This window comes from Algihabitans albus (genome assembly GCF_003572205.1).
GTDB lineage: Bacteria > Pseudomonadota > Alphaproteobacteria > Kiloniellales > DSM-21159 > Algihabitans > Algihabitans albus.
Window position 1 is genome coordinate 558208 of sequence record NZ_QXNY01000004.1, and the last position, 23556, is coordinate 581763.

The window sequence follows — 23556 nt, forward strand, 5'->3', positions numbered from 1 at the left end:
AATGAGCGAGACACGCAGAGCGGGATCGAAAAACGCCAAGGTGGCCGTCGCTTTGGTCAGCGTGGTCTTTGGCATGGTGGGCCTGTCCTTTGCGGCGGTCCCGCTTTACGACCTCTTCTGCCGAGTGACGGGTTTCGGCGGCACGACCCAGGTGGCGGAAGCGATGCCTGAGCATATGGGCGCGCGGCAGGTTACGGTCCGCTTCGACGCCCTGGTCGACGAGAAGCTACCCTGGGATTTCGGACCGGAAGAGCGCTCGGTCACGCTGGTGCCGGGCGAACCCGGCCTGGTCTTCTACACCGCCGAAAATACGGCGGAGATACCGACGGTCGGAACGGCGGTCTTCAACGTCACGCCGGCCAAGGCCGGTCGTTACTTCCATAAGGTCCAGTGCTTCTGTTTCGAAGAGCAGGAGTTGGCCGAGGGCGAGGCGACCCGTATGGGCGTCAGCTTCTACGTCGACCCCGAGATCGAGGAAGATCCGGCGACGGCCGACGTCACCACCATTACGCTTTCCTACACCTTCTTTCGCGACCTGGAGGACTGGGAGCGGCAGTTGGAGCAGGAAGAGCAGTTGAGCGACAAGGCGGCACCGGGCTCCGATCCGGCTGCCGCGCCGCAAAGTGCGGCCTTGCCGCGCCAGTAGCTGCGCGGGCGGACAAGGTTAGAGCGCGAGCAGACCTGCGGCTGATCCAGCCGCGACGACAGAGCAAGCCGGCCAAAAGCCGGCAGTAAGCCGAGAGGCGGAAGAATGAGCGATCACGCGAAGCCGAACCATCCCTACCACCTGGTCGATCCCAGCCCCTGGCCGCTGATCGGTGCCCTGTCGGGCGGCGTTCTGGCCGTCGGGCTGGTCCTCTTCATGCACGACATCACGTTCTGGCTCCTGCCGATCGGCTTCATCATGGTGATCATCACCATGATCGGCTGGTGGCGAGAGGTGGTCGACGAGGCGACCTTCCAGAAGGTGCATACGCCTGTCGTGCAGCTCGGCCTGCGGTACGGGATGCTGCTGTTCATCGCCTCCGAGGTGATGTTCTTTGCCGCTTTCTTCTGGGCCTACTTCGATCCGGCTCTCTTCCCCGACGAAGCCAAGCAGGTGGCGCGGACCGAGGCCTTGGGCGGTGTCTGGCCGCCGGAAGGGACCGTCACCTTCAACCCCTTCACCTTGCCCTTCATGAACACCCTGGTGCTGCTGTTGTCGGGCTGCACGGTGACCTGGGCGCACCATGCGCTGCGCGAGGGCGACCGCCGCGGCATGCTGCAGGGCCTAGGTCTCACCGTCGTCCTGGGTCTGCTCTTCACTGGCTTGCAGGCCTACGAGTACAGCCACGCGCCCTTCGGTTTCGCCGACGACGTCTATACCAGCGCCTTCTTCATGGCGACCGGCTTCCACGGGTTTCACGTGATCGTCGGCACGCTGTTCCTGGCCGTCTGCTGGTTCCGCGCCTACAAGGGGCACTTCACCAAGGACCATCATTTCGGCTTCGAGGCGGCGGCCTGGTATTGGCACTTCGTCGACGTGGTCTGGCTGTTCCTGTTCGTCGCCATCTACTGGTGGGGCGCGGGACCCGAGCTGCTTTAGGGCTCCTGCCCCAAGGCCGGCCCGGCCGCTTGCGCGCCTCGGGTTCGCAAGCGGCAACAGCAGGACCTCCGCGCGCCACGGAAGGCGGGCCGTCCGTTGAGCGTTATAGGGAACTTGCCCTCTTGCGGACAGTTCCGGCTCTTGCGGTAAGGAGCGGCAGGCCGCCGATGCCAAGCGATCGGGACCCTCGAATCCGTCGTTCGCCACCCCGTCCGGCATCACCCTGGACCGCCGGGCTCTCCTGCAGCTGCCCGCGCTGCGGTCGCGGTCGGTTGTTCCGCGGTTTCCTGACAGTGGCCGAACGCTGTGCGGTCTGCGGCGAAGACCTGCAGAAGGCCGAGAGCGGCGACGGCCCGGCGGTTTTCATTATCTTCGCCTTAGGCGCAGTGATCGTGCCGCTGGCCTGGTGGGTCGAGGTGGTCTTCGCTCCACCCTACTGGCTGCATGCCGTGCTTTGGCCCCTTGCCATCCTGGCTCTGACGCTCGCCCTGTTGCGGCCCTTCAAGGCGACGCTGATCGCCTTGCAGTTTCGCAACAAGGCCAGCGACAGCGGTACCATTCACTACGACTGAACGAGATGTCCGAAGACTCCCAACCCCTGCGCGACGGCCGGCTTCTGTTCCGGCCCAAGCTGCTGCCGAGCCTGCTGACCCTGCTGATGGTCGCGGTGTTGATCGGCCTGGGTAGCTGGCAGCTCCAGCGCCTGGAGTGGAAGATCGCGCTGCTTGCCGATATGGAGCAGCGCACCGCTGCGGCGCCGATCACTCTCGGCGAGGCGCTGGCGAGCCCCGGCACGGCGGAATACCGTCCGATCCGTGTCACCGGGCGTTGGCTGCATGACCGCGAAATGCGCTTGCTGGCGCGGACTTATCGTGGGGAGCCCGGACTGCACATCGTCACGCCCCTCGCCTTGTCCGACGGTCAGCGGCTGCTGGTCGACCGTGGCTGGGTATCGCTCTCCGCCGAAGATCCGGCTCTGCGCGCGGATGGACAACCCGAGGGCATCGTGACTCTGGTCGGCTTGGCTCGGCTCGGCGGTTGGCAGGGGCGGGACTTCCTGCGGCCCGAAAACGATCCAGCCGCGAATGCCTGGCTCTGGATGGATCTGCCCGAGATGGCGGAGGCCGCAGGGCTGTCCCAACCGGTCACCCAACTCTACCTGGCGGCCATTGCCGACCAGCACTCCGGCCGCTACCCGATCGGTGGGCAGACGCGGGTGGAGCTGAAGAACGACCACCTACAGTACGCTATCACCTGGTTCACGCTGGCTGCCGCTGCCGCCGTGATTTTCGTGCTGTCGCAACGCCGCCGGCGCGATGAGGCGAGCGCCTGAGGGTATCGCCCCGCCGCAGGTCGGCGTGAATCGCCTTTTGCCTCAGTAGGTCGGCATGCCGCTCATGCGGCAGCCACCGGTGGTGTGGGCATCGCGGTAGGTGCACATGTTGCTCACGCTCACCACCAGGTAGCCGTCGCAGGACGCAAGCCGGGTCCACGCCTGGTATCCCCGCACGCGACTGCCGGCGCCAGCGCTCGCGTTTCGTGTCGTGGTGACCTCGATGCTGCGGATGTCGCTCTCGGCCACGCCCATTTCAGCCAGTTTTTCGGTGAAAACGTCCATGCAAGCCGCCGAGACCGGCGTGGCGGCCACGATCAAGCCGATGAATGCGATTGGCGCCAGGACCGTCCGTGCCATGGCGGCGATACGCCTTGTCTTCAACATCTGCCCGTCTCCCGATAGAAATTTCACCGATTTCCACGAATGATAGAATAGCGACAACCGAAGTCAGCGGTGTGATCTTGGTCACGACTCCCGCAGCCCGATGTCATCGATCGCCGATTCAGCGGTCACTCCTGGAATCGAAAAAGGCCCGGGAGGAACGCCTCCCGGGCCTTTCCCGTTCAACCGCTTGAGCGTTGGACCTAATCGCCGCGCAGTATGGCCAGAATATTCAGAATGTGGATGAACATGACGACGAAGGCGCCGTAGAGCATGAAGGCACCGAAGATCGACTTGCGGGTCTGCACCTCGGCTCCGTCGGCTTCGTAGTACATGTTCTTGATCATCTGCGTCTCATAGGCGGTCAGGCCGGAGAAGACCAAGACCACACCGATCGAGAGGATCAGCTCGAAGCCGCTCGACTGAAGGAAGAACACGTTGACCAGCATCGCGATCAACAGACCGATGGTGGCCATCGCGAGGAAGGCGCCCATCGGGCCGAGGTTCTTCTTCGTGGTGTATCCTAGGAGGCTCATGCCCGCGAAGGTGCCGGCCGTGATGAAGAAGGCCTGCGGGATCAGCATCGGGTCGACGGCCAGGTAGGCGTAGAACATCGGACCGAGCAAGGCGCCCCAGAGCGCGGCATAGGCCCAGAAACAGGCCTGCGCGGCGGCGACCGATTTGGTCATCATGACCTTAGGCGCGAACCAGCCGAGACCCAGGATGCCGATGAAGAGCACCCAGAACAGACCGCCGGACAGCGCCTGAACCATGGCCGGGTTCATCGCGACCATCATGGCGATGGCGCCCGTGAAGGCAACGCCGAGGGACATGTAGTTGTAAACACGCAGCATATAGCTGCGCAGACCCTCATCGATCTGCGCTACTTCAGCCTGGTTGCGCGTCATATAGCGACGATCAGGGCTTGCCATCTGCATTTCTCTCCAGATCACGTGGCTTGACGTATATCGCCCATACATATTGGGAATCGGGACGTGCGAATCAACCGATTCTCGCATGAACTCTGCGAAAATCCCCCGATATTTGACGCGGAGTCTACTCGTTCCGCAACAGTGGGGCGGCCTTGACCGAAAGCGCCCGGAAGGTTCCGGCGAAGCCGAACAGCAGCGTCACGCCAACCGCCAAGGCCATGGTGACAGCGACCGAAAGCGGCAGGAACCCGAACTCCAGCTCCATCACTTGGGTAACGATCACCCAGCCGGCGATCGTTCCGATCACGGCTGCGATGACTGCCGTGACGAGACCCATCAGGCCATACTCCAGCAGGAAGGCCTTTCCGATCGTGCTTCGGGTCGCACCCAGCACTTTCAACACGACAGAATCGTAGATTCGTCGATGGTGTCCTGCCGCCACCGCGCCGGCCAGAACAAGCACGCCGGCCAAGACCGTGACGCTGGCGGTGGCACTGACGGCGGTCGCGATGTCGCGCAGGGTCTCGGCGAAACCGGCCAATGCTTCCTTGACCCGGATCGCCGAAACGTTCGGGAAGGCGTCGGTGACGGCCCGCTCAAGCGCCGACTCCTGAGCCGCGTCCAGATGCACCGTGGCGATCGAGGTCTGCGGGGCGGCCTCCAACAGGCCGGGCGAGAAGATCATCACGAAGTTGATGGTCAGCTCCGACCAGTCGATGGTGCGCACGTTGGCAATCTCGACTTCGACGTCGCGGCCCAGGATGTTGATGGTCAGACGGTCGCCGAGCTGCAGGCCGAGCGCTTCCTGGATGTCCTCGTAGAGCGAGACCAGCGGCGGCCCATCGTAGTCGGCCGGCCACCATTCGCCCTGGATCACCGTTTCGCGCGCCGGCTGCTCGCGTGCCCAGGTCAGGCCTCGGTCGCCCTGGAAGACCCAGCGGATATCCTCCGGCAGCTCCATGTCCTCCGGTCGCTGGCCGTTGACGCCGACGATGCGCCCGCGCAGCATCGGCACGGATTCCACTTCTTCCACGCCGTCGAACCCGCGCACCAATTCCTTGAAAGGTTCGATCTGCTCCGGCTGGATATCGATGAAGTAGAAGCCGGGCGCTTCCTCCGGCATCTCCTCGACGACCTGGCTCCGCAAGTTGCCTTCCACCAGGGCGATGGCGACCAGCACCGTCAGGCCGAGGCCCAGCGACATCACCACGTTGCTGGTCGGGGCGCCGGGGCGATGCAGGTTGGCGATCGCCAGCCTGAGGCCCGGGTAGCGCACGCGCGGCAGGCGCCTGGCCAACCAGATCACGCCCAGCGCGGCCAGGCGGAAGGCGATCAGGGCACCGACGGCGCCGACCACGAAGCCCGCCGCGAAGCGCCGTTCGTCGGACCCGAGGATCGCCAGGGCTGCCAGAGCCGCCGACGCCACCGCCAGAGTGGCGAGGGCCCACGTCGGCGGCAGAGCGCTGGCGCGCTGGATCATGTCCCGGAACAGGCTGCCGGCAGGGATCTGCTGCGCGCGGGCCAAGGGCCAGAGCGAGAAGACCAGCGTGGTCAGCACGCCGAAGGCGGCGGCTTCGATCAAGGGGGCCGCATAGACGCCGCCGGCGAAATCGAAGCCCATCCGCGCCTCCAGAAGCGGCGCGGCGGCCAGCGGCACGGCGGCACCCAGTGCCAGTCCGGCGAGGATTCCCAGGCACGCCAGGGCCAGAACCTGGAGCAGATAGGTCTGAAAGATCAGGAACGCGGGCGCGCCGAGACACTTCAGCGTCGCGATGGTGGCGCGTTTTTCGTCCAAGAAGGCGCGGACCGCATTGGCGATGCCGACACCGCCGACCAGCAAGGCAGTCAGCCCGACCAGGGTCATGAAAAGCGCCACGCGCTCTACCGAGTCGGCGAGACCGGGTGCCGCGTTCTGCAGGTCGCGGACCCGCCAGCCTGCGCCCGGCAGCTCGTCGCCCAGGCGTTGGCGCCACTCGGGCAAACTCTCGCCGGCCGGCAGATCGAGCCTGTAATGGTAGTAGATCAGGGCGCCGGGCTGTTCCAAGCCGGTCTCGGCCAAGGAATCGAGCGCGACCATGGCGCGCGGCCCGAGCGTGAAGGCGCGGGCGGCCCGGTCCGGCTCCCGCGCAACCGTTCCGCGGATCTCGTACTCGACCTCGCCGATGCCGATCCGGTCGCCGATCTCGCGGTCGAGGCGGAACAACAGCCCTTCGTCGACCAGTACGCCCCAGACGCCGTCGCGCCGCTCCAGGGCGGCTTCCAGAGCAATACCTTCGTTGTTGGTCGCTTCGCCGTAGAGCGGGTAAAGACCGTCAACGCCCTTCAGCTCGACAAGGCGGCGCGTGTCCGGTGCCTCGACATTGCGGGCCATACCGCGCATTTCGGCGGTTCGCGACAGCCGTTCGGAGTTGTCCTGCAGCCAGGCGACTTCCAAATCGGTCGCCTTTCGGTGGATCAATCGCAGTTCCACCTCACCGCCCAAGAGCGCGCGGCCATTCTGGGCCAGACCGTCGAGCATGGCCGACGACAGCGAGCCGACACCGGCGATGGCGGCGACGCCCAGCAGCAAACAGGCCAGAAAAATGCGAAACCCCTTGAGGCCGCCACGCAGTTCGCGCCGCGCCAGACGAAGGGCGAGCGGACCGTTGGGACTTGCGCGTCGCGCGCCGCGCGACGCGGGAAGGATCGCTTCGGCCATATTCGCCTCAGGCTCCTGTTGCCAACTGGGGTTCCGGAGGCTCGCCGGCCGCCGCCGAGATCGTGCCGTCGTCGACGATCTGTCCGTCGGCCAGGCGCACCGTGCGACTGCAGCGTTGCGCGAGCGAGGGGTCGTGGGTGATGAGCACCAGGGTCGTGCCCTGGTGCGTGACGAGATCGAACAACAGTTCGATGACCTTCTCGCCGGTATTGCCGTCCAGGTTGCCGGTCGGTTCGTCGGCCAGGAGCAAACGCGGCTGTACCGCGAAGGCGCGGGCGAGAGCTACGCGCTGCTGTTCGCCACCGGACAGTTGGCCGGGGTAGTGGGTGAGGCGGTGGTCGAGGCCGACTTGCTGGAGCGTCTCGGCCGCTTGCTCGAAGGCGTCGCGCCGTCCCGCAAGTTCCAGCGGTACGGCCACGTTCTCCAGGGCCGACATGGTCGGGATCAAGTGGAAGTCCTGAAAGACGATTCCGATCCGCTCGCCGCGAAAACGCGCCAAGGCGTCCTCATCCAGACCGCCGAGGTCCGTCCCGTCGATCCCGACGGTCCCGGAGGTGGCGCGCTCCAGGCCTGCCATGACCATCATCATCGAAGACTTGCCCGAACCCGACGGGCCCACGACCGAGACCGTTTCGCCGCGCCTCACATCGAGCTCGATCCGGCGCAGCACCTCGACCGGTCCCGCTTCGTTGCTGTAAGTCAGGACGAGATCGTTCAAACGGATCATCGGCTCGGTCATGGAGTCTCCTTGGCGGGCCGGCTCAGGCGAAGTTAAGGCAAGGGATATGGGCGGATATGGGCGGTTGTCGCTGGATTGGAAGTCACAGATGACTCTACGTAAGCGGGACCCAGGCCGATCAGTCGGCCGAAAGGTCGCTTGATCGTCGGCGCGGGACGCTTAACTCTTGGGGCGCTATGCGCATTCTCGCTCCCCTACTGCTGGCTCTCGCCTTCGCCGTCCCGGCCCAGGCGGAGCCTCTCAAGATCATGGCCTTCGGCGACTCGCTGGTTCACGGCTACGGCCTGCCCGCCGGCGAACCCTTTCCGGCGCAGCTGGAAGCGCGTTTGCAGGACGAAGGCTACGGCGAGGTCACCGTGCTCAACGCCGGCAACTCGGGTGACACCACCGCAGCCGGACTGGCCCGGATCGGCTGGGCCCTGGCCGACGATCCCGATGCGGTGATCGTCGTGTTGGGCGCCAACGACGGTTTGCGCGGGATCGAGCCCGCCAACACGATGCAGAATCTCGATGGGCTGCTGGAGGAGTTGGAGCGCGCCGGTATTCCCGTGCTGCTCGCCGGTATGCTGGCGCCGCGCAATCTCGGCAGCGACTACGCCGAGGCCTTCGACGCCGTGTTTCCGAACCTGCAAGCGAAATACGACCCGATTTACTATCCCTTCTTTCTCGAGGGCGTTGCGACCGTGCCGGAGCTCAACCAGGCGGACGGCATCCATCCGAACGCCGAGGGTGTTGCGACGATCGTCGAGAACATCTTCCCCAAGGTCGAAGAGCTGATCTTGCGAGTCCGCGAGCGGAGCGCGGCGGCCGAGGGATGAACGACGGTCTCTCCGTCGCCGCAACCGGCTTCCGCGACGCCTACGGTCTTGGCGATACGCCGGAGCAAGCGATCGAAGCTGCGATGGCACGGCTCGGCCAGCCGGCCGAGGCCGGCGGACTCGGCATCGTCTATGTCAACGAAGCGATGTGGCCGCTGCAGGGCCGACTCGTCCCGCTGCTGCGGCAGCGGACCGGCGTGTCGCGCTGGATCGGCACGGTCGGCGGCGGGATCATCGCCGGACCGCGCGAGTTCTACGACCGTCCCGCCGTCGCTTTGATGGTCGCGGATCTGACCGACGATCTCGTGCAGGTCATCGAACCCGACAGGCCGCCGCCGCGGTCCCCCGGGCTCGGGATCGTGCACGGCGACCCGCGCAGTCTGGAGGTGACCGAGGGCTTGATGGCCCTGGCCGGAGCCGAATCCTATCTTGTCGGCGGCCTGGCGGGCGGTTCGGATCGCTTCGTCACCTTCGGCGAACGGCTCCACGACGCCCCGCAGGGTCACGGCCTGTCGGGCGCGATCCTGGATCGCGCCCTGCCCGTCGCCGTCGGTCTCAGCCAAGGCTGTTCGCCGGTTGGGCCGGTGCGTCGAATCACCTCGGCCGAGCGCAATGTCGTCGCGACCCTCGACGAACGTCCGGCGCTGGAGGTCCTGAAGGAAGATGTCGGCGAACTGCTGGCGCGCGACCTGCGCCGCGCGGCTGGCTACATTCATGTGGCTTTTCCGCTGCAGAACTCCGACCGCTCCGACTATCTGGTTCGCAATCTTGTGGGGATCGATGCGGAGCGCGGTCTGATCGCGGTCGGCGAGCCGGTCGAACCGGGCCGGGCCATGGTCTTCGTCCGCCGCGATCCGGCCAGTGCCCGGAAGGACCTGGAGCGCATGCTGAGCGAAACGCTGGCGCGTGCCGACAGCGTACCGAGGGCCGCACTTTATTTCTCCTGCGTGGCGCGCGGACGCAGCCTCTTCGGCCAAGAGGGGTTGGAGGCAACGCTCGTGCAGGAGGCGCTGGCACGCGCCGGCGGCGGAGCCGAGGTACCGATGATCGGTTTCTTCGGCAACGGCGAGATTTGTCACGACCGCCTCTACGGCTACACCGGCGTTCTGACGCTGTTTCTTTAGAGGTACCTTTCGACATCGGGGGAAGAGACCATGGACTACCGTCCGCTTGGGCGCAGCGGTATCGAGGTGAGCGCGATCTGCCTCGGCACCATGACCTGGGGCACCCAGAACACCGAGCAAGAGGGCTTTGCTCAAATGGATCTCGCGCGGGAGCGCGGGGTGACCTTCTTCGACGCCGCCGAGATGTATCCTGTACCGCCGTCGGCCGAGACCTACGGCCGGACGGAGGAGATCGTCGGCAACTGGCTGCAGAGCCGGGCCTGCCGCGACGAGATCGTAGTGGCAACGAAGGTGACGGGGCCCGGTTCGCGCTTTCCCTACATTCGCGACGGAGCCTGCCGGCTGGACCGCAAGAACATCGAAGCGGCGATCGACACCAGCCTGCAACGGCTGAAAACCGACTACGTCGATCTCTACCAGCTGCATTGGCCGGACCGCTCGACCAACATCTTCGGCCAGCTCGGTTATCACCCTGACCCCGACGACCAGTCGGTGCCCCTCGCGGAAACGCTGGCCGTGCTGGACGATCTGGTCAAGGCCGGAAAGGTGCGGACGGTGGGTCTGTCCAACGAGACGCCCTGGGGCACGATGAGCTTCCTGAAACTCGCCGAGCTGGGCAAGGGTCCGCGCATGGTGTCGGTCCAGAACCCTTACAGCCTCCTGAATCGCAGTTTCGAAGTCGGCCAAGCCGAAGTGGCGATTCGCGAGGACTGCCGTCTGCTGGCCTATGCGCCCATCGCGGCCGGCGTGCTGAGCGGGAAGTATTTGGACGGGGCTCAGCCGGCCGGCGCGCGCCTGACCCTCTACCCGCAGAACAGCCGCTATCGGACAGCGACGTCCGAGCCGGCCGTGCGCAAGTATGTGGATCTGGCGCGGCGGCACGATCTGAGGCCCGAGGTCATGGCCAACGCTTTCGTCGTTTCGCGGCCTTTCGCGACCGCCTCCATCGTCGGCGCCACCTCGCTGGAGCAGCTGGAAATCCAGCTTTCCGCTGCCGAGGTGCAGCTTTCGCAAGAGGTTTTGGAGGGGATCGAAGCGATCCACGCCGAACATACGATTCCCTGCCCCTGACCCCGACTCTTTGGCCGCAACTCCTGAGCCGCGAAGTCTCGCCCCGGTGTTACGACCCGTTGCGGAGGGACTGCAGGCCTTGTTCCACGGCCTGGCGACGCGGGTCGTCGCTTGCCAGATTTTCAATCAGGGGCTGCGCCCGCTCCAAGGCATCGACAGCCTCGTCGCGCTGGCCGAGCACGGCGTAGGCGCGCGCGAGTCTCAGCCAACCGTCGAGGTCGTCGGGGGTTTCCTCCAAGCGGCTCGCCAGACCCTCCACCATGCCCTGCACCATCGCCTGGCGCTCTTCCGGGCTCATCTCCTGCGCGGCGTCCATCTGCTCGCGCGTCGGGCCCGGTTGGCTTCCGGACTGGTTTCCAGCTTGGCCAGGTGGCGCGGATCCAGGGGGTAGGGCCCCGAGCGGCGGTGCGCCGACCGGGGGCAGCCGAGACGCGGTATCGAAGTCGGCGGGCTCGAGGCCGGCGGAGCGGGCGACTTCGGTCAACCGCGCCATCACCTGTCCGCGTCCGGCGATGTCGGGCGGAAGTTCGCGCAGCAGCCTGGCCCAGGTTTCGACGGCTTGGCGTGGTTGGGCCGCCTGCTCGTGCATCACGCCGACATAGTAGATGGCGAGAGGTTCGTTGGGGTTTTGCCGCAAGGCCGCTTCGATCTCCCGACGCGCCTCCGGCGTCACCATGCCGTCGGAGGCGGCGATCAGCGTTTCCGCCCGGTTGGCGCGCAGGTCGGACCGATCGAAGCCTCGAGCGATGGCCTCTCCGTAGGCCTCCGCTGCCTGAAGATAGCGGCCGATTGCCGCGTAGTTGCGCGCCAGGATCTCCCAACCCCGAGGATCGCTCGGGTCTTCGCGCATGCGGTCCGCCAACTCGGCGATCAGGCGTTCGCGTTCGTTCGACTGTTGCCGCTCCGCTGCGCGCTCGGCGAAGGGCATCGACGGCACGCCGGGAGAACCGAGGCTGTAAAGGTAGAGGCCGAGAGTCCCGAGCGGCAGCAGAGCTGTCAGTACCATCGCCAAGACTTTGGCCGGCTGACCGGCACCGGCCCGGTCCTGGCGCTGCTCGGCTTCGGCCGCCTTCAACAGGCGCCGCTCGATCTCCGCTTGAGCCGCGTGAGCCTCGGAGGGGGTGAGGTTGCCGCGCTCCAGTTCACTCGCAACCTCGGCCAGTTGATCCTTGTAGACCTGCAGGTCGTAGGCGGCGCTGGAAGCCTGACGCTGCGGCCGGCGCAGCAGCGGTCGTAACAACAGGGCAACGACCGAAGCGGAGAGCGCGGCCGCGGCGGTCCAGAAGATCCAACCGGTCATGCGTCGTCTTTGTTGAGCAGGCGGTTCAGCCGCGCGCGTTCGGCCGCCGTCAGGGGCTCCGCCACCTCCGCCGCCTTGGGCCGGCGCAGAAGGTAGACGCCGGCGCCGATGGCGCCCAGGACCAGAACGACGGCGGGGCCGTACCAGAGCAGATAGGTCTCCGGCTTGATCGGCGGTTTCATCAGCACGTAGTCGCCGTAGCGCGCCTGCAGGTAGCTCAAGACCTGACCGTCGCCGTCGCCGGCGACCAGCCTTTCGCGTACCACAAGACGCATCTGTCGCGCGATCTCGGCGTTCGAGGAATCGATCGACTCGTTCTGGCAGACAACACAGCGCAGATCCTTGGAAAGCGCGCGGGCGCGTGCCTCCAGGGCCGGATCGTTGAGGATTTCGTCCGGCATCAGCGCCGAGACCGGCGACACCAGCAGCAGGGCGACGACGGCGGCGGCGAGTCCTCCGACGGTCCGCCCGAAGATCTCCCGGAGAGTTCCGGCGATGTCTCGTCCGGCGTTTCGGACGGCAAACAGTTCGCGCATCATTTTCGTGCCTCCTCGACCGCCGGCAGGATCATCGACTCGACTTCCGAGGGGTGGATCGGGCCCACATGGCGGTAGCGGATCCGCCCCGTGCCGTCGATCACGAAGGTCTCCGGAACGCCGGTCAGCCCCCAGTCCAGACTGGTGCGGCCCTCTGGGTCGGCGCCAATCCGGCTATAGGGGTTGGTCAAGTCGTCCAGAAAGCGGACGGCATCCTCGGGCTTGTCCTGATAATTGATGCCGACCAGCCGGATACCCTCCTCCTGGTTCAGGCGGACCAGGATCGGGTGCTCGGCCCGGCAGGGCACGCACCAGGACGCGAAGACGTTGACCAGCGTCACTTCGCCTGTCGCAAGGTCGCCGCTCGAGAGGCCCGGTGTGTCGATCCCGGCAATCGGCGGCAACGCGAACTCGGGTGCCGGCCGGTCGATCAAGGCCGAAGGCAACCTACTCGGGTCACGACCGCTATCCAGTGCCCACCAGAAGGCGACGCCGGCGCCGCAGAAGATGACCAGCGGCAGAAGATACAGGAGGTAGCGCATAAAGACCCTTGTTGCTCTGCCGGGACTACTCTGCCGGCTGCATGACCGGGCCGGCGGGGACCTTGGTCCGGCGTGGCGCCCCGACCCGCAGACGCCGGTCGCTGAGAGACACGATCCCGCCCAGCATCATCACCAGCGAGCCGAGCCAGAGGAAGGGCACCAGCGGTTCGTAGTAGATCCGCACGGTCCAGCCTTCGCCCTGCTCTTCCTTGTCCCCGATCACGGCATAGAGATCCGCCAGCCATCGGGTGTGGATCGCCGCCTCGGTCGTCGGCATGTTGGCGACCGGATAGATTCGCTTCTCCGGCGTCATGAGGGCGATGACTTCACCGTTGCCGTCGCGCACCGTGAAGCTTGCCGTTTCCGACAGGAAGTTCGGTCCCGGCAGGCGTTCCACGCCTTCGAAGGTGAAGCTGTAGCCGGCGACATCCTTGCTCTCGCCGGGCTGCATGACGGAGATGCTCTCCACCTTCCAGGCGGTCGAGCCGATCATGCCGGCGATGGCGATGGCAAGGCCCCCATGGGCCAGCGCCGTACCGTACTGTGAGCGTGGCAAGCCCCGCGCCCGCGACCAGGAATCCCTAAAGGGCGCGCGGAACAGCTTGGTCTTGGCCGCCAGATCGGTAAAGGCGGCGACGAAGAGCCAGGCCGCGAGGCCGAGTGCCAGGGCCGCAAGCAGAGGCCCGCCGTTTTGCAGGTAGAGCGTGCCCAACCCGACGACGAGCGCGACGGCCGCCGCGACCTTCAGCCGGCTCAGCACGCCGGCCATGTCGGTGCGTTTCCAGGCCATCATCGGCCCGAAACCCATGACGAAGACCAGTGGCAGCATCAGCGGCACGAAGGTCATGTTGAAGAAGGGCGGACCCACGGTAACCAAACCGCCGCCGACCGCGTCGAGAATCAGCGGGTAGAGCGTTCCGATCAGAATCGTCGCCGTGGCGGTCGCGAGCAGCAGGTTGTTCATGACCAGCCCACCCTCGCGACTGATCGGCGCGAAGAGACCGCCGGGTTTGAGGGTCGGCGCCCGGATCGCGAAAAGGGTCAGCGAGCCGCCGATCACGATGATCAGCATCATCAGAATATAGAGACCGCGCTCGGGATCGCTGGCGAAGGCATGAACCGAGGTCAGCAGTCCGGAGCGCACGATGAAGGTGCCGAGCAACGACAGCGAGAAGGTCAGAATTGCCAAGAGGATGGTCCAGACCTTCAGGGCGTCGCGCTTCTCCACCACCACAGCCGAATGCAGCAGTGCGGTGCCCAAGAGCCAAGGCATGAAGGAGACGTTCTCGACCGGATCCCAGAACCACCAGCCGCCCCAGCCAAGCTCGTAGTAGGCCCACCAGCTGCCCAGCGCGATGCCGCCGGTCAGGAAGACCCAGGCGGCCAGGGTCCAGGGTCGCACCCAGCGCGCCCAGGCGGCATCGACCTTGCCTTCCAGCAGCGCCGCGATGGCGAAGGCGAAGGCGATCGAGAAGCCGACGTAGCCGAGGTAGAGCATTGGCGGATGGAACGCGAGGCCCGGATCCTGCAGGAGCGGATTCAGGTCCTGGCCGTCGAGCGGCGGCGGAAAGACCCGCTCGAAGGGATTGGAGGTGAAGAGGGTGAAGGAGATGAAGCCGATTCCGATCAGCCCCTGAACGCCGATCACCCGTGCCTTGAGGCTTGGCGGGAGGTTGCCGCCGAACAACGCGACGGCGCCGCCGAAGACCGCCAGGATCAGGATCCACAGCAGCATCGAGCCTTCGTGATTCCCCCAGACGCCGGTGATCTTGTAGAGCATTGGCTTAGCGGAATGGGAGTTGGCGACGACGTTCATCACGGTGAAGTCGCTGACCACGTAGGCGTAGGTCAGGGCGGCGAAGGAGACCGCCGTGAGAAAGAGCTGGGCGACGGCTGCCGGGCTGGCCGTCGCCATCCAGGCGGCACTGCCGCGCTGTGCGCCCCACAGCGGCACGACCGTCTGCACGCTGGCGACGAGCAATGCCAGGATCAGGGCGAAATGGCCGAGTTCGGGGATCATGCCTGCAACGTCCTTCCTGCCTGGGCTAGAGCAACCCGCCTGGGGCGGAGGCGGAGTGCTCCAAGCTCTGTAATCGATCAATTTCCTGCTGCCGGATGCGGTCACCCGACGGCGCGTCGATCTTGACTGTCGCTACCTTGGCGGTGCCTCGCCGCTTTCCGGACGCCACTGGCCCGAGGCCTGCAGAGCTTCCGCCACTTCGGTCGGCATGTAGTTCTCGTCATGGCGCGCCAGCACTTCGCGGGCGACGAACGTTGTTCCGTCGTCGCCGATCGAGCCTTGTGCGACCACGCCCTGCCCCTCGCGGAAGAGGTCCGGCAGGATGCCGTCGTAGGTGACGGGGATCGCATTGGCCAAGTCGGTCACGCGGAAAGAGACATGATTGTCTGCGAGCTGCTGCACCGACCCTTCCTCAACCAGACCGCCGATCCGCACGTATTGATCGGGCGACAGGCCTTTTTCGGTGATATCGGTCGGCGAGTAGAAGAAAACGAGATTGTCCTGGAAGGCGGTCAGCACGAGTGCGGTCGCCGTGCCCAGCGACAGCATGCCAAGGATCGCGATCTGGAGTCGGCGACGCTTGCGGGTCACGAGGGGGCCTCCTGGCCTATGGTGTCTCGGCGGCGGCGCGGACTGGCTGCCCGCAGAACCTCCAGGCGCTGCTCGCGTTGACGGAGTTCCCGCCGCGAGGCGACGAAGAAGTAGAGCATCACCGCCGCGGCCAGTCCGAAGCAGGGCCAGACGAAGGGCGCGTAACCGCCCATGTCGAGATAGGTCAGCAAAGCCTCCATGGCCCTAGCGCGCCTCCGTCCCGGCGGCGCCGAGCGCGCGCAGGCGCGCAGCCAGCAGCTCGCTCTTCGTTCGCAGGATAAGAACCACCACGAAGTAGAGCGTGAAGGCCAGGGCCATGAGGCCCAGCGGCCAGAGCATGGATTCGTGGACCGCCGGCGTGCCGATGCGCGAGACGCTGGCGGGCTGGTGCAGGGTATTCCACCAATCGACCGAAAACTTGATGATCGGCAGGTTGACCACGCCGACGAGGCAAAGCAGCGATGCGGACTTCTGTCCGCGCTCCGCATTCTCGAAAGCGTTCATCAGGGCCATGTAGCCGAGATAGAGAAAGAACAGGATCAGCACAGAGGTCAGGCGGGCATCCCAGACCCACCAGGTGCCCCACATCGGCTTGCCCCAGAGACTGCCCGTCGCCAGCGCCAAGAACGTAAAGGCCGCTCCGATCGGCGCCGCCGCCTTGGCGGTGATCACGCCGAGCGGGTGTCGCCAGATCAGGTAGCTGGCCGAGCCGGCGGCCATGCTGGCGTACACGAACAGCGCCATCCAGGCGGCCGGCACATGGACATACATGATCCGTACCGTCTCGCCCTGCTGATAGTCGGCTGGCGAGGCGAAGAGAGCCAGGTAAAGCCCGGCGGCCAGACTGATCACCAAGCCGCCAAGTGCCCAGGGATAGACGATGTCCGCCGCACGCATAAAGCGCGCCGGATTGGCGAAACGGTGCAGCGAACGACTTTCGCTGGCGGTCGTAGCTGCGCGACTCACGGGGTCAGGTCCACCAAAGGAGGTTCGATCCGTTTCCGTCCTGCTTCGCGCCGCTTGCCACTGCTTATTCTGCGCAGCGCGATGCGATTTTCTTTTTGCCGCCATAACATGACCAGCGAAACACCACAGGTCTAGAGCAGCAGGGTCAATTCTGTGCGAACAAATCGCTGGAGGCCAGCCTTATCGCGCTGGAATCCGGCACAAATCCGGCTATTTTGTACCGCCGGCCCGCTACTCGACAGATTGCCGCAGGGCCGCCGCGCCGGCAAAGGCCGCGAGCGGCAAGGTCGCTGCCAGGATCGCGCCCAGCAGCAGCAGATGCGGTTCGGGCGCGAAGCCCTGAAGTCTGGCATCCACGGCCGAAACTCCGAAGATCAGAACGGGAACATAGAGTGGTAGCACCAGCAATGGCACCAGGACCCCGCCGCGCCGGGCGCCCAAGGCCATGGCGGCACCGATCGCGCCGATCAGGCTGAGGCTGGGCGTTCCCAGTGCCATCGCCGCCATCAGCACCGTGTAGCCCTCGGGTGGCAGGCCGTAGAGCAAGCCGATCAGTGGCGTCGCCGCCAGCAACGGCAAGCCGGTGGTCAGCCAATGGGCCAGGACCTTTGCCAGCACGACGATCTCCAGCGGCAACGGTGCCTGAGCCAGGAGCTCTAGATTGCCATCCTCGTAGTCGGCCAGGAACAGCCGCTCCAGCGACAGCAGCACGGCGAGCAGGGCCGTCACCCAGACGATGCCGGGCGCGATCCGCGCCAGCAGATTCGGCTCCGGTCCCAAGCCGAAGGGGAAGAGCGCCGCCGTTAGCACGAAGAACAGAACCACCGTAAGGGCGTCGCCGCGCTGACGCAGGGCGAGGCGCAGGTCGCGGGCGATCACCGCGGTCAGCGGGCCGCCTACCAAAGTTCGTCCTCCGGGTCGGGCAGAGCCGGCGGGAATTCGTCGACCGCCAGCACGTGAGGGGTCTCGCCTGGAAAGCCGATATGTGTGGCGATGGCCGCCATCCCGCCTGCGGCGCGGTGTTCCGCGACGGCTCGCGCCAACCGCTCGACCGAGGTGTGGTCCAGGCCCACGGTGGGTTCGTCCAGCAGCCAGAGCGGCGCGCTGCCGAGGGTCATGCGTGCGAGCGCCAGTCGCCGCTTCTGCCCGGCGGACAGGAGGCGTCCCGGCCGGTCTGCCAGATCGGCCAAATCGAAACGGGCGAGCGCCCGGTCGATGTCGGCGGCCTGCAGGCCGCGTAAAGCGGCCCAAAACCGAAGGTCCTCGACCGCGCTAAGCGCTGGCTTCACCGCCTCTCCATGACCGAGGTAGCGCAAGCGCTCGTGATGGCTGCCGAGATCGTCCCAAACCTCCTGTCCGTTCCAGGCAAGCCGCCCGACGGCAGGGCGGAGCAGCCCCGCCAGCACCCGCAACAGACTGGACTTGCCGGCGCCGTTCGGGCCGATCAGGAGCATCAAACCGCCGGCTTCCAACGAGAAGCCGAGCCCCGCGAAGATCGCCCGGTCGCCGCGAATGCAGCCGAGATCTGAGGCTTCGAACAGAGGCATGGGATGGCAGGCAGGCTCTCAAAGGTGATGCGGGAGAGAGCCTTACGCCCAGCCTGCGCGCCGGGCAAGGCTCAGGTCGAAGAGGAGTCCGCGGCCGGCGGTACCGTCATCCGCAGGAAGCAGAGCTTGGCTTTGCCGTATCTGCGCTCGTCGAGCACTGTAAAGTCGGATGGCAAGTCCAGAGGTTCGCTCTTCAGCAACTCCAGGCAGACCAGAGTGCCCGACCCGACCCAGCCGGCCTTCGTCAGGGCCTCCAGAGCCGGCCGCGCCAAACCCTGATTGTAGGGAGGGTCCATGAAAACGAGATCCGCCGGAGCCTCCGCTTTCGGCGGATGCAGCACGTCGCGATCATGCACGCGGCAGGTCTCCGCGACGCCCAGGGCGGCGACGTTGGCGCGCAAGACGCTCAAGGCTGGGGCGTAGCGTTCCAGGAAGTCCACCCGGGCGCCGCCGCGGGACAGGGCCTCCAACCCCAACGCGCCGGTGCCGGCAAAGGCATCCAGAACACGGGCCGCAGGCAGAGGCGAGACGCCGCCGGTCAGGCGGCCGCCCTCCAGAATCCCGAACAAGGCCTCACGGGTGCGGTCGGCCGTCGGCCGGACACCTTCACCGTCGGGAGCGACCAGACGCTTGCCGCGCAGGCTACCGGCGACGATGCGCATCGCTGGTCACTCCCAGCTCGACGGCCAGCTTGGTGCCGAGCTGCTCCTTCATGACTTTGGGCGGGACCTCTTCGACTTCGCCCGGCTTCAAGGCACCCAATTGAAAGGGCCCGAACGCCAGTCGGATCAACCGGTTGACCCTGAGGCCGAGCGCCTCGCAGACACGCCGGATCTCCCGGTTCTTACCTTCGCGCAGCGTCATGGTCAGCCAGGCATTGGCGCCCCCGGTGCGCTCCGTCGGCTTGTTATCCAGTTGCGCTTCGATCGGACCGTAGCTGACGCCATCCACCTCGATGCCGTCGCGCAAGCGCTCCAAGGCCTTCGGCGCGACCATCCCGAACACCCGCACCCGGTAGCGGCGGCGCCAGCCGGTGGCCGGAAGTTCCAGTTGACGCTTCAGCCCGCCGTCGTTGGTCAGCAGCAGCAGCCCTTCGGAACTGAGATCGAGCCGACCGACCGGCATGACCCGCGGCAGCCCTGCCGGAAGACGGTCGAAAACGGTCGGGCGGCCCTCCGGGTCGCGTTCCGTGGTCAGCAGCCCCGTCGGCTTGTGATAGCGCCAGAGCCGGGGCGGTTCGCGTCGCGGCAGCGGCTCTCCGTCGACGGTAATGGCCTGGCTTGGCGTCACGTTGACGGCCGGGCTCGCGACCGGCGCTCCATCCAGTTCGACACGGCCCTGGGCAATCAGCGCCTCGGCTTCGCGGCGCGAGCAGAGTCCGGAGCGGGCGATCGCCTTTGCAATGCGCTCGCCCGCCGTGCCGTCGGTTTCGCTGGGCCCGGTGGTGTCCTGTGGCATCGCGGGTTTGCCCAAAGGTCCTGCTCTTAGAGCCGGCTCTCGTCGAAGTCGACGCAGGAGAGATCGAAGGCCGCCAGACCTTCTTCGAGATAGTCCGGCAAAAGCGGAATGCCGATCAGGTACTCGGCCGTTCGGCTATTGTGGCGTTCGCTCGCCGTCTCGGTCGCTTCGCTCCACTGGTCGACTTCGTAGTCGCCACGGCCGAGCCACGTGAGTGCCACCAGTTCGACCTGTTCCTCTTCGTCGAGGTTGCGGATGAAGGTGGTCAACTCCTCCAGAATGCCGTCCTCGCTGGCGGTCTCCAACGGCTCCTCGTCGTCTTCGTCGACGTCCTCGCCGTCCAGGCCTCCAGAGGACTCCAGCTCCTCTTCGGCGTCCTCATCCAGTTCGACCTCGTCGTCCTCGGTCTCCGCCCGAATGAGGCCTTCCTCTTCATACTCGCGCATCTTCACGACGACGAAACAGACCTTGTCGACGTCCATCTCCAGCATGGAGAACTCCTTGGGGATTGGGCAGGTTGGCGAATTGTGCCCGCGCACTTAACGCGAAGCTTGACCCAGGGCAAGGCCCGTGGTGTTGAGCGGACCATGGCACGGCAGGAAGAGCAGACGGAACCGCGGAGGCCCGACCTCATGAGCATGGCGCTGGAAGAGGCCCGTGCCGCCGCTCTTGCCGGCGAGGTGCCGGTCGGCGCAGTGCTGGCGGATGCCCGGGGACAGGTCCTGGCGCGCGCACACAATCTGGTCGAGCGCCTCCAGGATCCCACCGCTCATGCCGAGCTGCTGGCGATCCGGGATGCCGCTCAGCGTCTCGGTAGCAAGCGGCTGGAGGACGCGGAGCTCTACGTGACTCTGGAACCCTGCGCGATGTGTGCACAGGCGATCGCCTTCGCCCGCCTGCGTCGGGTCGTTTTCGGCGCCTACGACCCCAAGGGAGGCGGCGTCGACCACGGCGCGCGCATCTTCGAACAGCCGACCACCAACCATCGGCCCGAGGTGGTCGGCGGGTTTCGCGAAAGCGACTGCGCCGCGCTGCTGACGACCTTCTTTCGCCTACGCCGCTGATCGCGCAGTCCTACGCGCTGGTCCAACCCGACCTCGCGATCCGTCCCGGCGCTGCTCAGCCCGCCAGGGCTAACGGTGCGTCCGCTCCGCCGCTGCGGAGTCCGCGAAAGAACCGACCGGTTGGCCGGTCGCTCCTCATCAGCTCCTCGGGTTTGCCGCTCTCGATCAGCCGGCCGCCCTCCAGATACCAGATTCGATCCATCTGGGCCGCAACCGACCGGCTGTGGGTTGCCACCAGCACCGTTGCACCGCTGTTGCGCAGCAGATCCGCGACCTGCGCCTCGCCGCCGCCATCCAAGCCGGATTCCGGTTCGTCGAGCAGCAGCAGCCCCGCCTTGGAGAGCGCCGCGCGGGCCAGGACCACGCGGCGGGCCTCGCCGATGGAGAGGTTGCGGCCGCCTTCGGCAAGCGTACCGCCCAGGCCGCCGATCCGCTCGATCACGCCGGCCAGTCCGAAGGTCTCCGCCGTGCCCAGGATTTCGGCGTCGTCCGGCCGGGCGCCCAGGCCCATGGTCAGGGCGCGGCGCAAACTGCCGGCCAGGATCGGGGCACGCGAACTGACCAGGGAAATCGCCCGGCGGCGTGCGCTTGCGCTCAGGTTCGACAGCAGCCAGTCGCCGAGACGCACCTTGCCCTTGTTGCAGTCTTCAAGGCCGGCGGCGAGCTGCAGCAGGGTGGACTTGCCGGAGCCGTTGCCGCCGACGATGGCAATCTTCTCGCCGGCCGCCGCCGTGGCGGTGAAGTCCTCGAGGACGCCCGCCGAGACTTTCGAGAAGCGGAGGGCATGCGGTCCCGCCAAGTCCTCGCGCGATACCGTGCGCGGCTTGCGGCGCAGGCGCGGACGCGCCAACAGTGCCTCGCACTTATCCCGTGCGGCGACCCAGGCCCTGCGGCGATCCCAAACGCCGGCCAGATCGCGCATCGGCTGGAGCATCAGCCCGACGGCTGCCAGTCCGGCGGCGGCTTCGGCCGGTGCCATGCCTCTGGTCAGTGCGACCAGCAAGATACTTGCGGCGGTAAAGCCGGCGACGGCGTCGGGGATCGCCCGCAACAGCTCGGCGACCCGGGTTCGCGCGACGGAGGATTCGATCAACTTCTCGCTGCGGCGCTGCAGGTGATCCCGTTCGATATCCATACGGCCCAGCAGGCGAAGCTCGGGCGCGTGCGGGATGCGTTCGCTCATATCGGCGGCCAGACGCGCGCGGCGCGCGCGCAGCCGGCGATGCATGCGGCCCAGCGGCAGCCCCGCGAGCGCCATCAGGAGCAGCCCGACACCGACCGGAATCGCGGCTGCGTAGGCTAGGGTGGGGTTCAGCAGATACAGAATGGCACCTCCGGCGGGCAAGACGATACCGGCAGAGATCAAACGTCCGATCCCTCGGCTGACCCAGTTGCGAACCGCGGCAAGGTCGCCGACGAAGCGCATGGAGAGGGCGCCGATGCGGCGTTGCGCCACGTCCTTCGACGACATCCGGGTCAGATGCTCGAACAGCTTGATCCGCAGAGCCAGGGCGTAGTCCTGCCCCAGCCGTTCGGCGACCACCCGCTCCGCCACGCGCAGGAGCGCAATGGCGCAGCCGGCGCCCGCGATCAATAGCAACGGCTGGAGCGGAAAGACCTCCGACGAGGCCCGGAAGGCGGCAAAGACATCGCGCGTCGAGAAGGCGGCGATGCCCGCCGCGGTGGCCTGGCCCAAGGCCAGGGCCGCGACGAGCAGAATCCTGAGCCGGCGACCGCCCGCTAGGAGTGGCGGGAGCCTATTCATGCCGCCGCCTCGCAGAGCGGTGCGGCCGATGCTGCACTGGCGAGCAGCGCATTGGCCTTGGCCGGGTCGCAGAGAGCGTCGCGCGTCCAGATGGGCAGGCCGGTCATGGCTTCGGCCTCGGCCGACGCCAGCGGCGATTGGCTGACGACGCCGGTGATGGCCAGCGGCTCGATACCGATCTCGCTCAGAGTCGTGCTGCCGCCGACCGCCGACAGGGCGTCGGGAACAGCGAAGAGGAAGCTCGGAACCTCACTGCGCACGTAGTCGCTGCGCAGCAGTGCTGCCGTCTCGCTCTGCAGGATGCCGTCCGCGAACTCGACGATCACCACATCGCAATGGGCCTGTCCGGCCAGCCCGAGTAAAAGCTCCAGCGCCGTTTCGATCTGCTTCACCGGCTGCCGGTACGTCGAGACCATGCCCGCATCGACGAAGTCGCAGACGAAGTGCGCGCCGGAGTCGATATAGGCGTTGTAGTCTCCGAAGGCTGCCGTGCCGGTGATTTTGATGACGCCAACCCGGTGGCCGGCCCGCCGCAATCCATTGGCCAAAGCCGCTGCTGCTGTGGTTTTGCCGGAGTTCATCGAGGCGCCGACGAGGCCGATCGTTGTCGGCCGCCTGCTGGGTCGGGCAGATGCTTCGGCGTAGGATGACAGGTTGACGATCTGACCGTTGGCATCCGTCAGCAGGCCGATCGGAACGACGCTCGTGGGCTGGCCGATTCGGCCGTTTTTCTGCCGCATCTGACCGAGCACGCCGCCGCTGGCGAGCAAGTCCGAGGACTGCCGGTTGAGCCGGGCGATGCCTTCGAATTGGTCCGGCGCGTAACGGTCGCCGCAGGCGACGACCACCAGGTCGTCCGGGTAGAGCTCCGAACCGCGTCCGGAGGTCAGCTGCAGGCGCTTGTGAGAGCCGATCTGCTCGACTCGGCCAAGGACCAGGTCGCCGGACCTCGCCTCTTCGATCCGGTCATTGATGCCGACGATATCGCTCTGCTGCACGCGGCGGGTCGAGAAGGCCCATTTGGCGCCGGCGAGGGAGGCTGTGAAAGGGGTGCGGTAGCTGGTCATGGGAAAAACTCCTTTG

26 protein-coding genes are annotated in these 23556 nt (G+C 66.4%); 8 read left to right on the top strand and 18 right to left on the bottom strand.

The window, feature by feature from the left end; translation table 11 throughout:
• Position 1 precedes the first annotated feature (1 nt).
• The 4 genes from DBZ32_RS12750 to DBZ32_RS12765 all read left to right on the top strand — a co-directional run bounded on the left by DBZ32_RS12750 (position 2) and on the right by DBZ32_RS12765 (position 2918).
• Positions 2 to 646 (top strand): cytochrome c oxidase assembly protein, encoded by a 645-nt coding sequence (locus DBZ32_RS12750; protein WP_119167506.1) that lies wholly within the window; start codon positions 2 to 4, stop codon positions 644 to 646.
• A 105-nt stretch (positions 647 to 751) separates the two neighbouring features.
• Complete coding sequence (locus tag DBZ32_RS12755; protein WP_119167507.1) at positions 752 to 1585, top strand: cytochrome c oxidase subunit 3; 834 nt, start codon at positions 752 to 754, stop codon at positions 1583 to 1585.
• A 272-nt stretch (positions 1586 to 1857) separates the two neighbouring features.
• On the top strand, positions 1858 to 2157 hold the full coding sequence (locus tag DBZ32_RS12760; protein WP_328587487.1) for a DUF983 domain-containing protein: 300 nt from the start codon (positions 1858 to 1860) through the stop codon (positions 2155 to 2157).
• A 5-nt stretch (positions 2158 to 2162) separates the two neighbouring features.
• On the top strand, positions 2163 to 2918 hold the full coding sequence (locus DBZ32_RS12765; protein WP_119167509.1) for an SURF1 family protein: 756 nt from the start codon (positions 2163 to 2165) through the stop codon (positions 2916 to 2918).
• A gap of 42 nt (positions 2919 to 2960) precedes the next feature.
• Here DBZ32_RS12765 and DBZ32_RS12770 read toward each other — a convergent pair whose 3' ends face one another.
• From DBZ32_RS12770 to DBZ32_RS12785, 4 genes are all read right to left on the bottom strand, one after another.
• Positions 2961 to 3305 (bottom strand): hypothetical protein, encoded by a 345-nt coding sequence (locus tag DBZ32_RS12770; protein WP_119167510.1) that lies wholly within the window; start codon positions 3303 to 3305, stop codon positions 2961 to 2963.
• A gap of 200 nt (positions 3306 to 3505) precedes the next feature.
• On the bottom strand, positions 3506 to 4234 hold the full coding sequence (locus DBZ32_RS12775; protein ID WP_119167803.1) for a Bax inhibitor-1/YccA family protein: 729 nt from the start codon (positions 4232 to 4234) through the stop codon (positions 3506 to 3508).
• Positions 4235 to 4358: 124 nt separating this feature from the next.
• Positions 4359 to 6932, bottom strand: coding sequence for an ABC transporter permease (locus DBZ32_RS12780; protein WP_119167511.1), 2574 nt, complete (start codon positions 6930 to 6932; stop codon positions 4359 to 4361).
• A gap of 7 nt (positions 6933 to 6939) precedes the next feature.
• Complete coding sequence (locus DBZ32_RS12785) at positions 6940 to 7671, bottom strand: ABC transporter ATP-binding protein (protein ID WP_235830179.1); 732 nt, start codon at positions 7669 to 7671, stop codon at positions 6940 to 6942.
• Between the two features lie 176 nt (positions 7672 to 7847).
• Here DBZ32_RS12785 and DBZ32_RS12790 point away from each other — a divergent pair, with 176 nt between their 5' ends.
• Genes DBZ32_RS12790 through DBZ32_RS12800 form a run of 3 tightly spaced genes read left to right on the top strand, consistent with a single transcriptional unit; the run spans position 7848 to position 10684 of the window.
• Positions 7848 to 8489: an arylesterase gene (locus DBZ32_RS12790; protein ID WP_119167512.1), complete on the top strand. Its 642-nt coding sequence runs from the start codon at positions 7848 to 7850 to the stop codon at positions 8487 to 8489.
• Positions 8486 to 9613, top strand: coding sequence for an FIST signal transduction protein (locus DBZ32_RS12795; protein WP_119167513.1), 1128 nt, complete (start codon positions 8486 to 8488; stop codon positions 9611 to 9613). Before DBZ32_RS12790 ends, DBZ32_RS12795 begins: the two co-directional genes overlap by 4 nt.
• 30 nt (positions 9614 to 9643) lie before the next feature.
• On the top strand, positions 9644 to 10684 hold the full coding sequence (locus DBZ32_RS12800; RefSeq protein WP_119167514.1) for an NADP(H)-dependent aldo-keto reductase: 1041 nt from the start codon (positions 9644 to 9646) through the stop codon (positions 10682 to 10684).
• A 49-nt stretch (positions 10685 to 10733) separates the two neighbouring features.
• Here the strand turns inward: DBZ32_RS12800 and ccmI are convergent, their stop codons facing one another.
• The 12 genes from ccmI to DBZ32_RS12860 form a co-directional block, all read right to left on the bottom strand.
• Positions 10734 to 11984, bottom strand: coding sequence for a c-type cytochrome biogenesis protein CcmI (gene ccmI, locus DBZ32_RS12805; RefSeq protein ID WP_119167515.1), 1251 nt, complete (start codon positions 11982 to 11984; stop codon positions 10734 to 10736).
• Positions 11981 to 12523 carry a cytochrome c-type biogenesis protein gene (locus DBZ32_RS12810; RefSeq protein WP_268877944.1) on the bottom strand — a complete coding sequence of 181 codons (543 nt, stop codon included), beginning with the start codon at positions 12521 to 12523 and terminating at the stop codon, positions 11981 to 11983. The genes ccmI and DBZ32_RS12810 overlap by 4 nt, the downstream gene beginning before the upstream one ends.
• The gene (locus DBZ32_RS12815; RefSeq protein ID WP_119167516.1) at positions 12520 to 13062 is read right to left on the bottom strand and encodes a DsbE family thiol:disulfide interchange protein; all 543 of its coding nucleotides are present in this window, start codon (positions 13060 to 13062) and stop codon (positions 12520 to 12522) included. Before DBZ32_RS12815 ends, DBZ32_RS12810 begins: the two co-directional genes overlap by 4 nt.
• Positions 13063 to 13087: 25 nt before the next feature.
• A complete protein-coding gene (locus DBZ32_RS12820) occupies positions 13088 to 15082 on the bottom strand; it encodes a heme lyase CcmF/NrfE family subunit (protein ID WP_119167517.1) in 1995 nt (664 codons plus the stop codon).
• 132 nt (positions 15083 to 15214) lie between these two features.
• Positions 15215 to 15673 (bottom strand): cytochrome c maturation protein CcmE, encoded by a 459-nt coding sequence (ccmE, locus tag DBZ32_RS12825; RefSeq protein WP_119167518.1) that lies wholly within the window; start codon positions 15671 to 15673, stop codon positions 15215 to 15217.
• The gene (gene ccmD, locus DBZ32_RS12830; RefSeq protein ID WP_119167519.1) at positions 15670 to 15873 is read right to left on the bottom strand and encodes a heme exporter protein CcmD; all 204 of its coding nucleotides are present in this window, start codon (positions 15871 to 15873) and stop codon (positions 15670 to 15672) included. Before ccmD ends, ccmE begins: the two co-directional genes overlap by 4 nt.
• A 4-nt stretch (positions 15874 to 15877) precedes the next feature.
• Positions 15878 to 16600 (bottom strand): heme ABC transporter permease, encoded by a 723-nt coding sequence (locus DBZ32_RS12835; protein ID WP_119167806.1) that lies wholly within the window; start codon positions 16598 to 16600, stop codon positions 15878 to 15880.
• Between the two features lie 270 nt (positions 16601 to 16870).
• Positions 16871 to 17542 (bottom strand): heme exporter protein CcmB, encoded by a 672-nt coding sequence (ccmB, locus tag DBZ32_RS12840; RefSeq protein WP_235830180.1) that lies wholly within the window; start codon positions 17540 to 17542, stop codon positions 16871 to 16873.
• Positions 17536 to 18186 carry a heme ABC exporter ATP-binding protein CcmA gene (ccmA, locus tag DBZ32_RS12845; RefSeq protein WP_119167520.1) on the bottom strand — a complete coding sequence of 217 codons (651 nt, stop codon included), beginning with the start codon at positions 18184 to 18186 and terminating at the stop codon, positions 17536 to 17538. The genes ccmB and ccmA overlap by 7 nt, the downstream gene beginning before the upstream one ends.
• 71 nt (positions 18187 to 18257) lie before the next feature.
• Positions 18258 to 18848, bottom strand: coding sequence for a 16S rRNA (guanine(966)-N(2))-methyltransferase RsmD (gene rsmD / locus DBZ32_RS12850; protein ID WP_119167521.1), 591 nt, complete (start codon positions 18846 to 18848; stop codon positions 18258 to 18260).
• Positions 18829 to 19644, bottom strand: coding sequence for a pseudouridine synthase (locus tag DBZ32_RS12855; protein WP_119167522.1), 816 nt, complete (start codon positions 19642 to 19644; stop codon positions 18829 to 18831). Before DBZ32_RS12855 ends, rsmD begins: the two co-directional genes overlap by 20 nt.
• A 26-nt stretch (positions 19645 to 19670) precedes the next feature.
• Complete coding sequence (locus tag DBZ32_RS12860; RefSeq protein WP_119167523.1) at positions 19671 to 20135, bottom strand: DUF3775 domain-containing protein; 465 nt, start codon at positions 20133 to 20135, stop codon at positions 19671 to 19673.
• A 141-nt stretch (positions 20136 to 20276) separates the two neighbouring features.
• On the opposite strand from DBZ32_RS12860, the gene DBZ32_RS12865 reads away from it, so the two are divergent.
• The gene (locus tag DBZ32_RS12865) at positions 20277 to 20708 is read left to right on the top strand and encodes a nucleoside deaminase (RefSeq protein WP_119167524.1); all 432 of its coding nucleotides are present in this window, start codon (positions 20277 to 20279) and stop codon (positions 20706 to 20708) included.
• 55 nt (positions 20709 to 20763) lie between these two features.
• Here DBZ32_RS12865 and DBZ32_RS12870 read toward each other — a convergent pair whose 3' ends face one another.
• Both DBZ32_RS12870 and DBZ32_RS12875 read right to left on the bottom strand, forming a co-directional pair.
• The gene (locus DBZ32_RS12870) at positions 20764 to 22473 is read right to left on the bottom strand and encodes an ATP-binding cassette domain-containing protein (RefSeq protein WP_119167525.1); all 1710 of its coding nucleotides are present in this window, start codon (positions 22471 to 22473) and stop codon (positions 20764 to 20766) included.
• Entirely contained in the window at positions 22470 to 23540 is a 1071-nt protein-coding gene (locus DBZ32_RS12875; protein ID WP_119167526.1) for a DUF1611 domain-containing protein, read from the bottom strand. The genes DBZ32_RS12870 and DBZ32_RS12875 overlap by 4 nt, the downstream gene beginning before the upstream one ends.
• Positions 23541 to 23556 lie beyond the last annotated feature (16 nt).

Coding starts and splice junctions, on each gene's coding strand:
- DBZ32_RS12855 (WP_119167522.1), bottom strand. CDS start 19,644: ATGCCACAGGACACCACCGGGCCCAGCGAAACCGACGGCACGGCGGGC.
- DBZ32_RS12810 (WP_268877944.1), bottom strand. CDS start 12,523: ATGATGCGCGAACTGTTTGCCGTCCGAAACGCCGGACGAGACATCGCC.
- DBZ32_RS12870 (WP_119167525.1), bottom strand. CDS start 22,473: ATGAATAGGCTCCCGCCACTCCTAGCGGGCGGTCGCCGGCTCAGGATT.
- DBZ32_RS12770 (WP_119167510.1), bottom strand. CDS start 3,305: ATGTTGAAGACAAGGCGTATCGCCGCCATGGCACGGACGGTCCTGGCG.
- DBZ32_RS12795 (WP_119167513.1), top strand. CDS start 8,486: ATGAACGACGGTCTCTCCGTCGCCGCAACCGGCTTCCGCGACGCCTAC.
- DBZ32_RS12785 (WP_235830179.1), bottom strand. CDS start 7,671: ATGACCGAGCCGATGATCCGTTTGAACGATCTCGTCCTGACTTACAGC.
- DBZ32_RS12815 (WP_119167516.1), bottom strand. CDS start 13,062: ATGCGCTACCTCCTGTATCTTCTGCCGCTGGTCATCTTCTGCGGCGCC.
- DBZ32_RS12860 (WP_119167523.1), bottom strand. CDS start 20,135: ATGCTGGAGATGGACGTCGACAAGGTCTGTTTCGTCGTCGTGAAGATG.
- ccmI (WP_119167515.1), bottom strand. CDS start 11,984: ATGACCGGTTGGATCTTCTGGACCGCCGCGGCCGCGCTCTCCGCTTCG.
- DBZ32_RS12820 (WP_119167517.1), bottom strand. CDS start 15,082: ATGATCCCCGAACTCGGCCATTTCGCCCTGATCCTGGCATTGCTCGTC.
- DBZ32_RS12790 (WP_119167512.1), top strand. CDS start 7,848: ATGCGCATTCTCGCTCCCCTACTGCTGGCTCTCGCCTTCGCCGTCCCG.
- DBZ32_RS12755 (WP_119167507.1), top strand. CDS start 752: ATGAGCGATCACGCGAAGCCGAACCATCCCTACCACCTGGTCGATCCC.
- DBZ32_RS12780 (WP_119167511.1), bottom strand. CDS start 6,932: ATGGCCGAAGCGATCCTTCCCGCGTCGCGCGGCGCGCGACGCGCAAGT.
- ccmD (WP_119167519.1), bottom strand. CDS start 15,873: ATGGAGGCTTTGCTGACCTATCTCGACATGGGCGGTTACGCGCCCTTC.
- DBZ32_RS12875 (WP_119167526.1), bottom strand. CDS start 23,540: ATGACCAGCTACCGCACCCCTTTCACAGCCTCCCTCGCCGGCGCCAAA.
- DBZ32_RS12775 (WP_119167803.1), bottom strand. CDS start 4,234: ATGGCAAGCCCTGATCGTCGCTATATGACGCGCAACCAGGCTGAAGTA.
- ccmA (WP_119167520.1), bottom strand. CDS start 18,186: ATGCCTCTGTTCGAAGCCTCAGATCTCGGCTGCATTCGCGGCGACCGG.
- DBZ32_RS12765 (WP_119167509.1), top strand. CDS start 2,163: ATGTCCGAAGACTCCCAACCCCTGCGCGACGGCCGGCTTCTGTTCCGG.
- DBZ32_RS12750 (WP_119167506.1), top strand. CDS start 2: ATGAGCGAGACACGCAGAGCGGGATCGAAAAACGCCAAGGTGGCCGTC.
- DBZ32_RS12865 (WP_119167524.1), top strand. CDS start 20,277: ATGAGCATGGCGCTGGAAGAGGCCCGTGCCGCCGCTCTTGCCGGCGAG.
- DBZ32_RS12800 (WP_119167514.1), top strand. CDS start 9,644: ATGGACTACCGTCCGCTTGGGCGCAGCGGTATCGAGGTGAGCGCGATC.
- rsmD (WP_119167521.1), bottom strand. CDS start 18,848: ATGCGCATCGTCGCCGGTAGCCTGCGCGGCAAGCGTCTGGTCGCTCCC.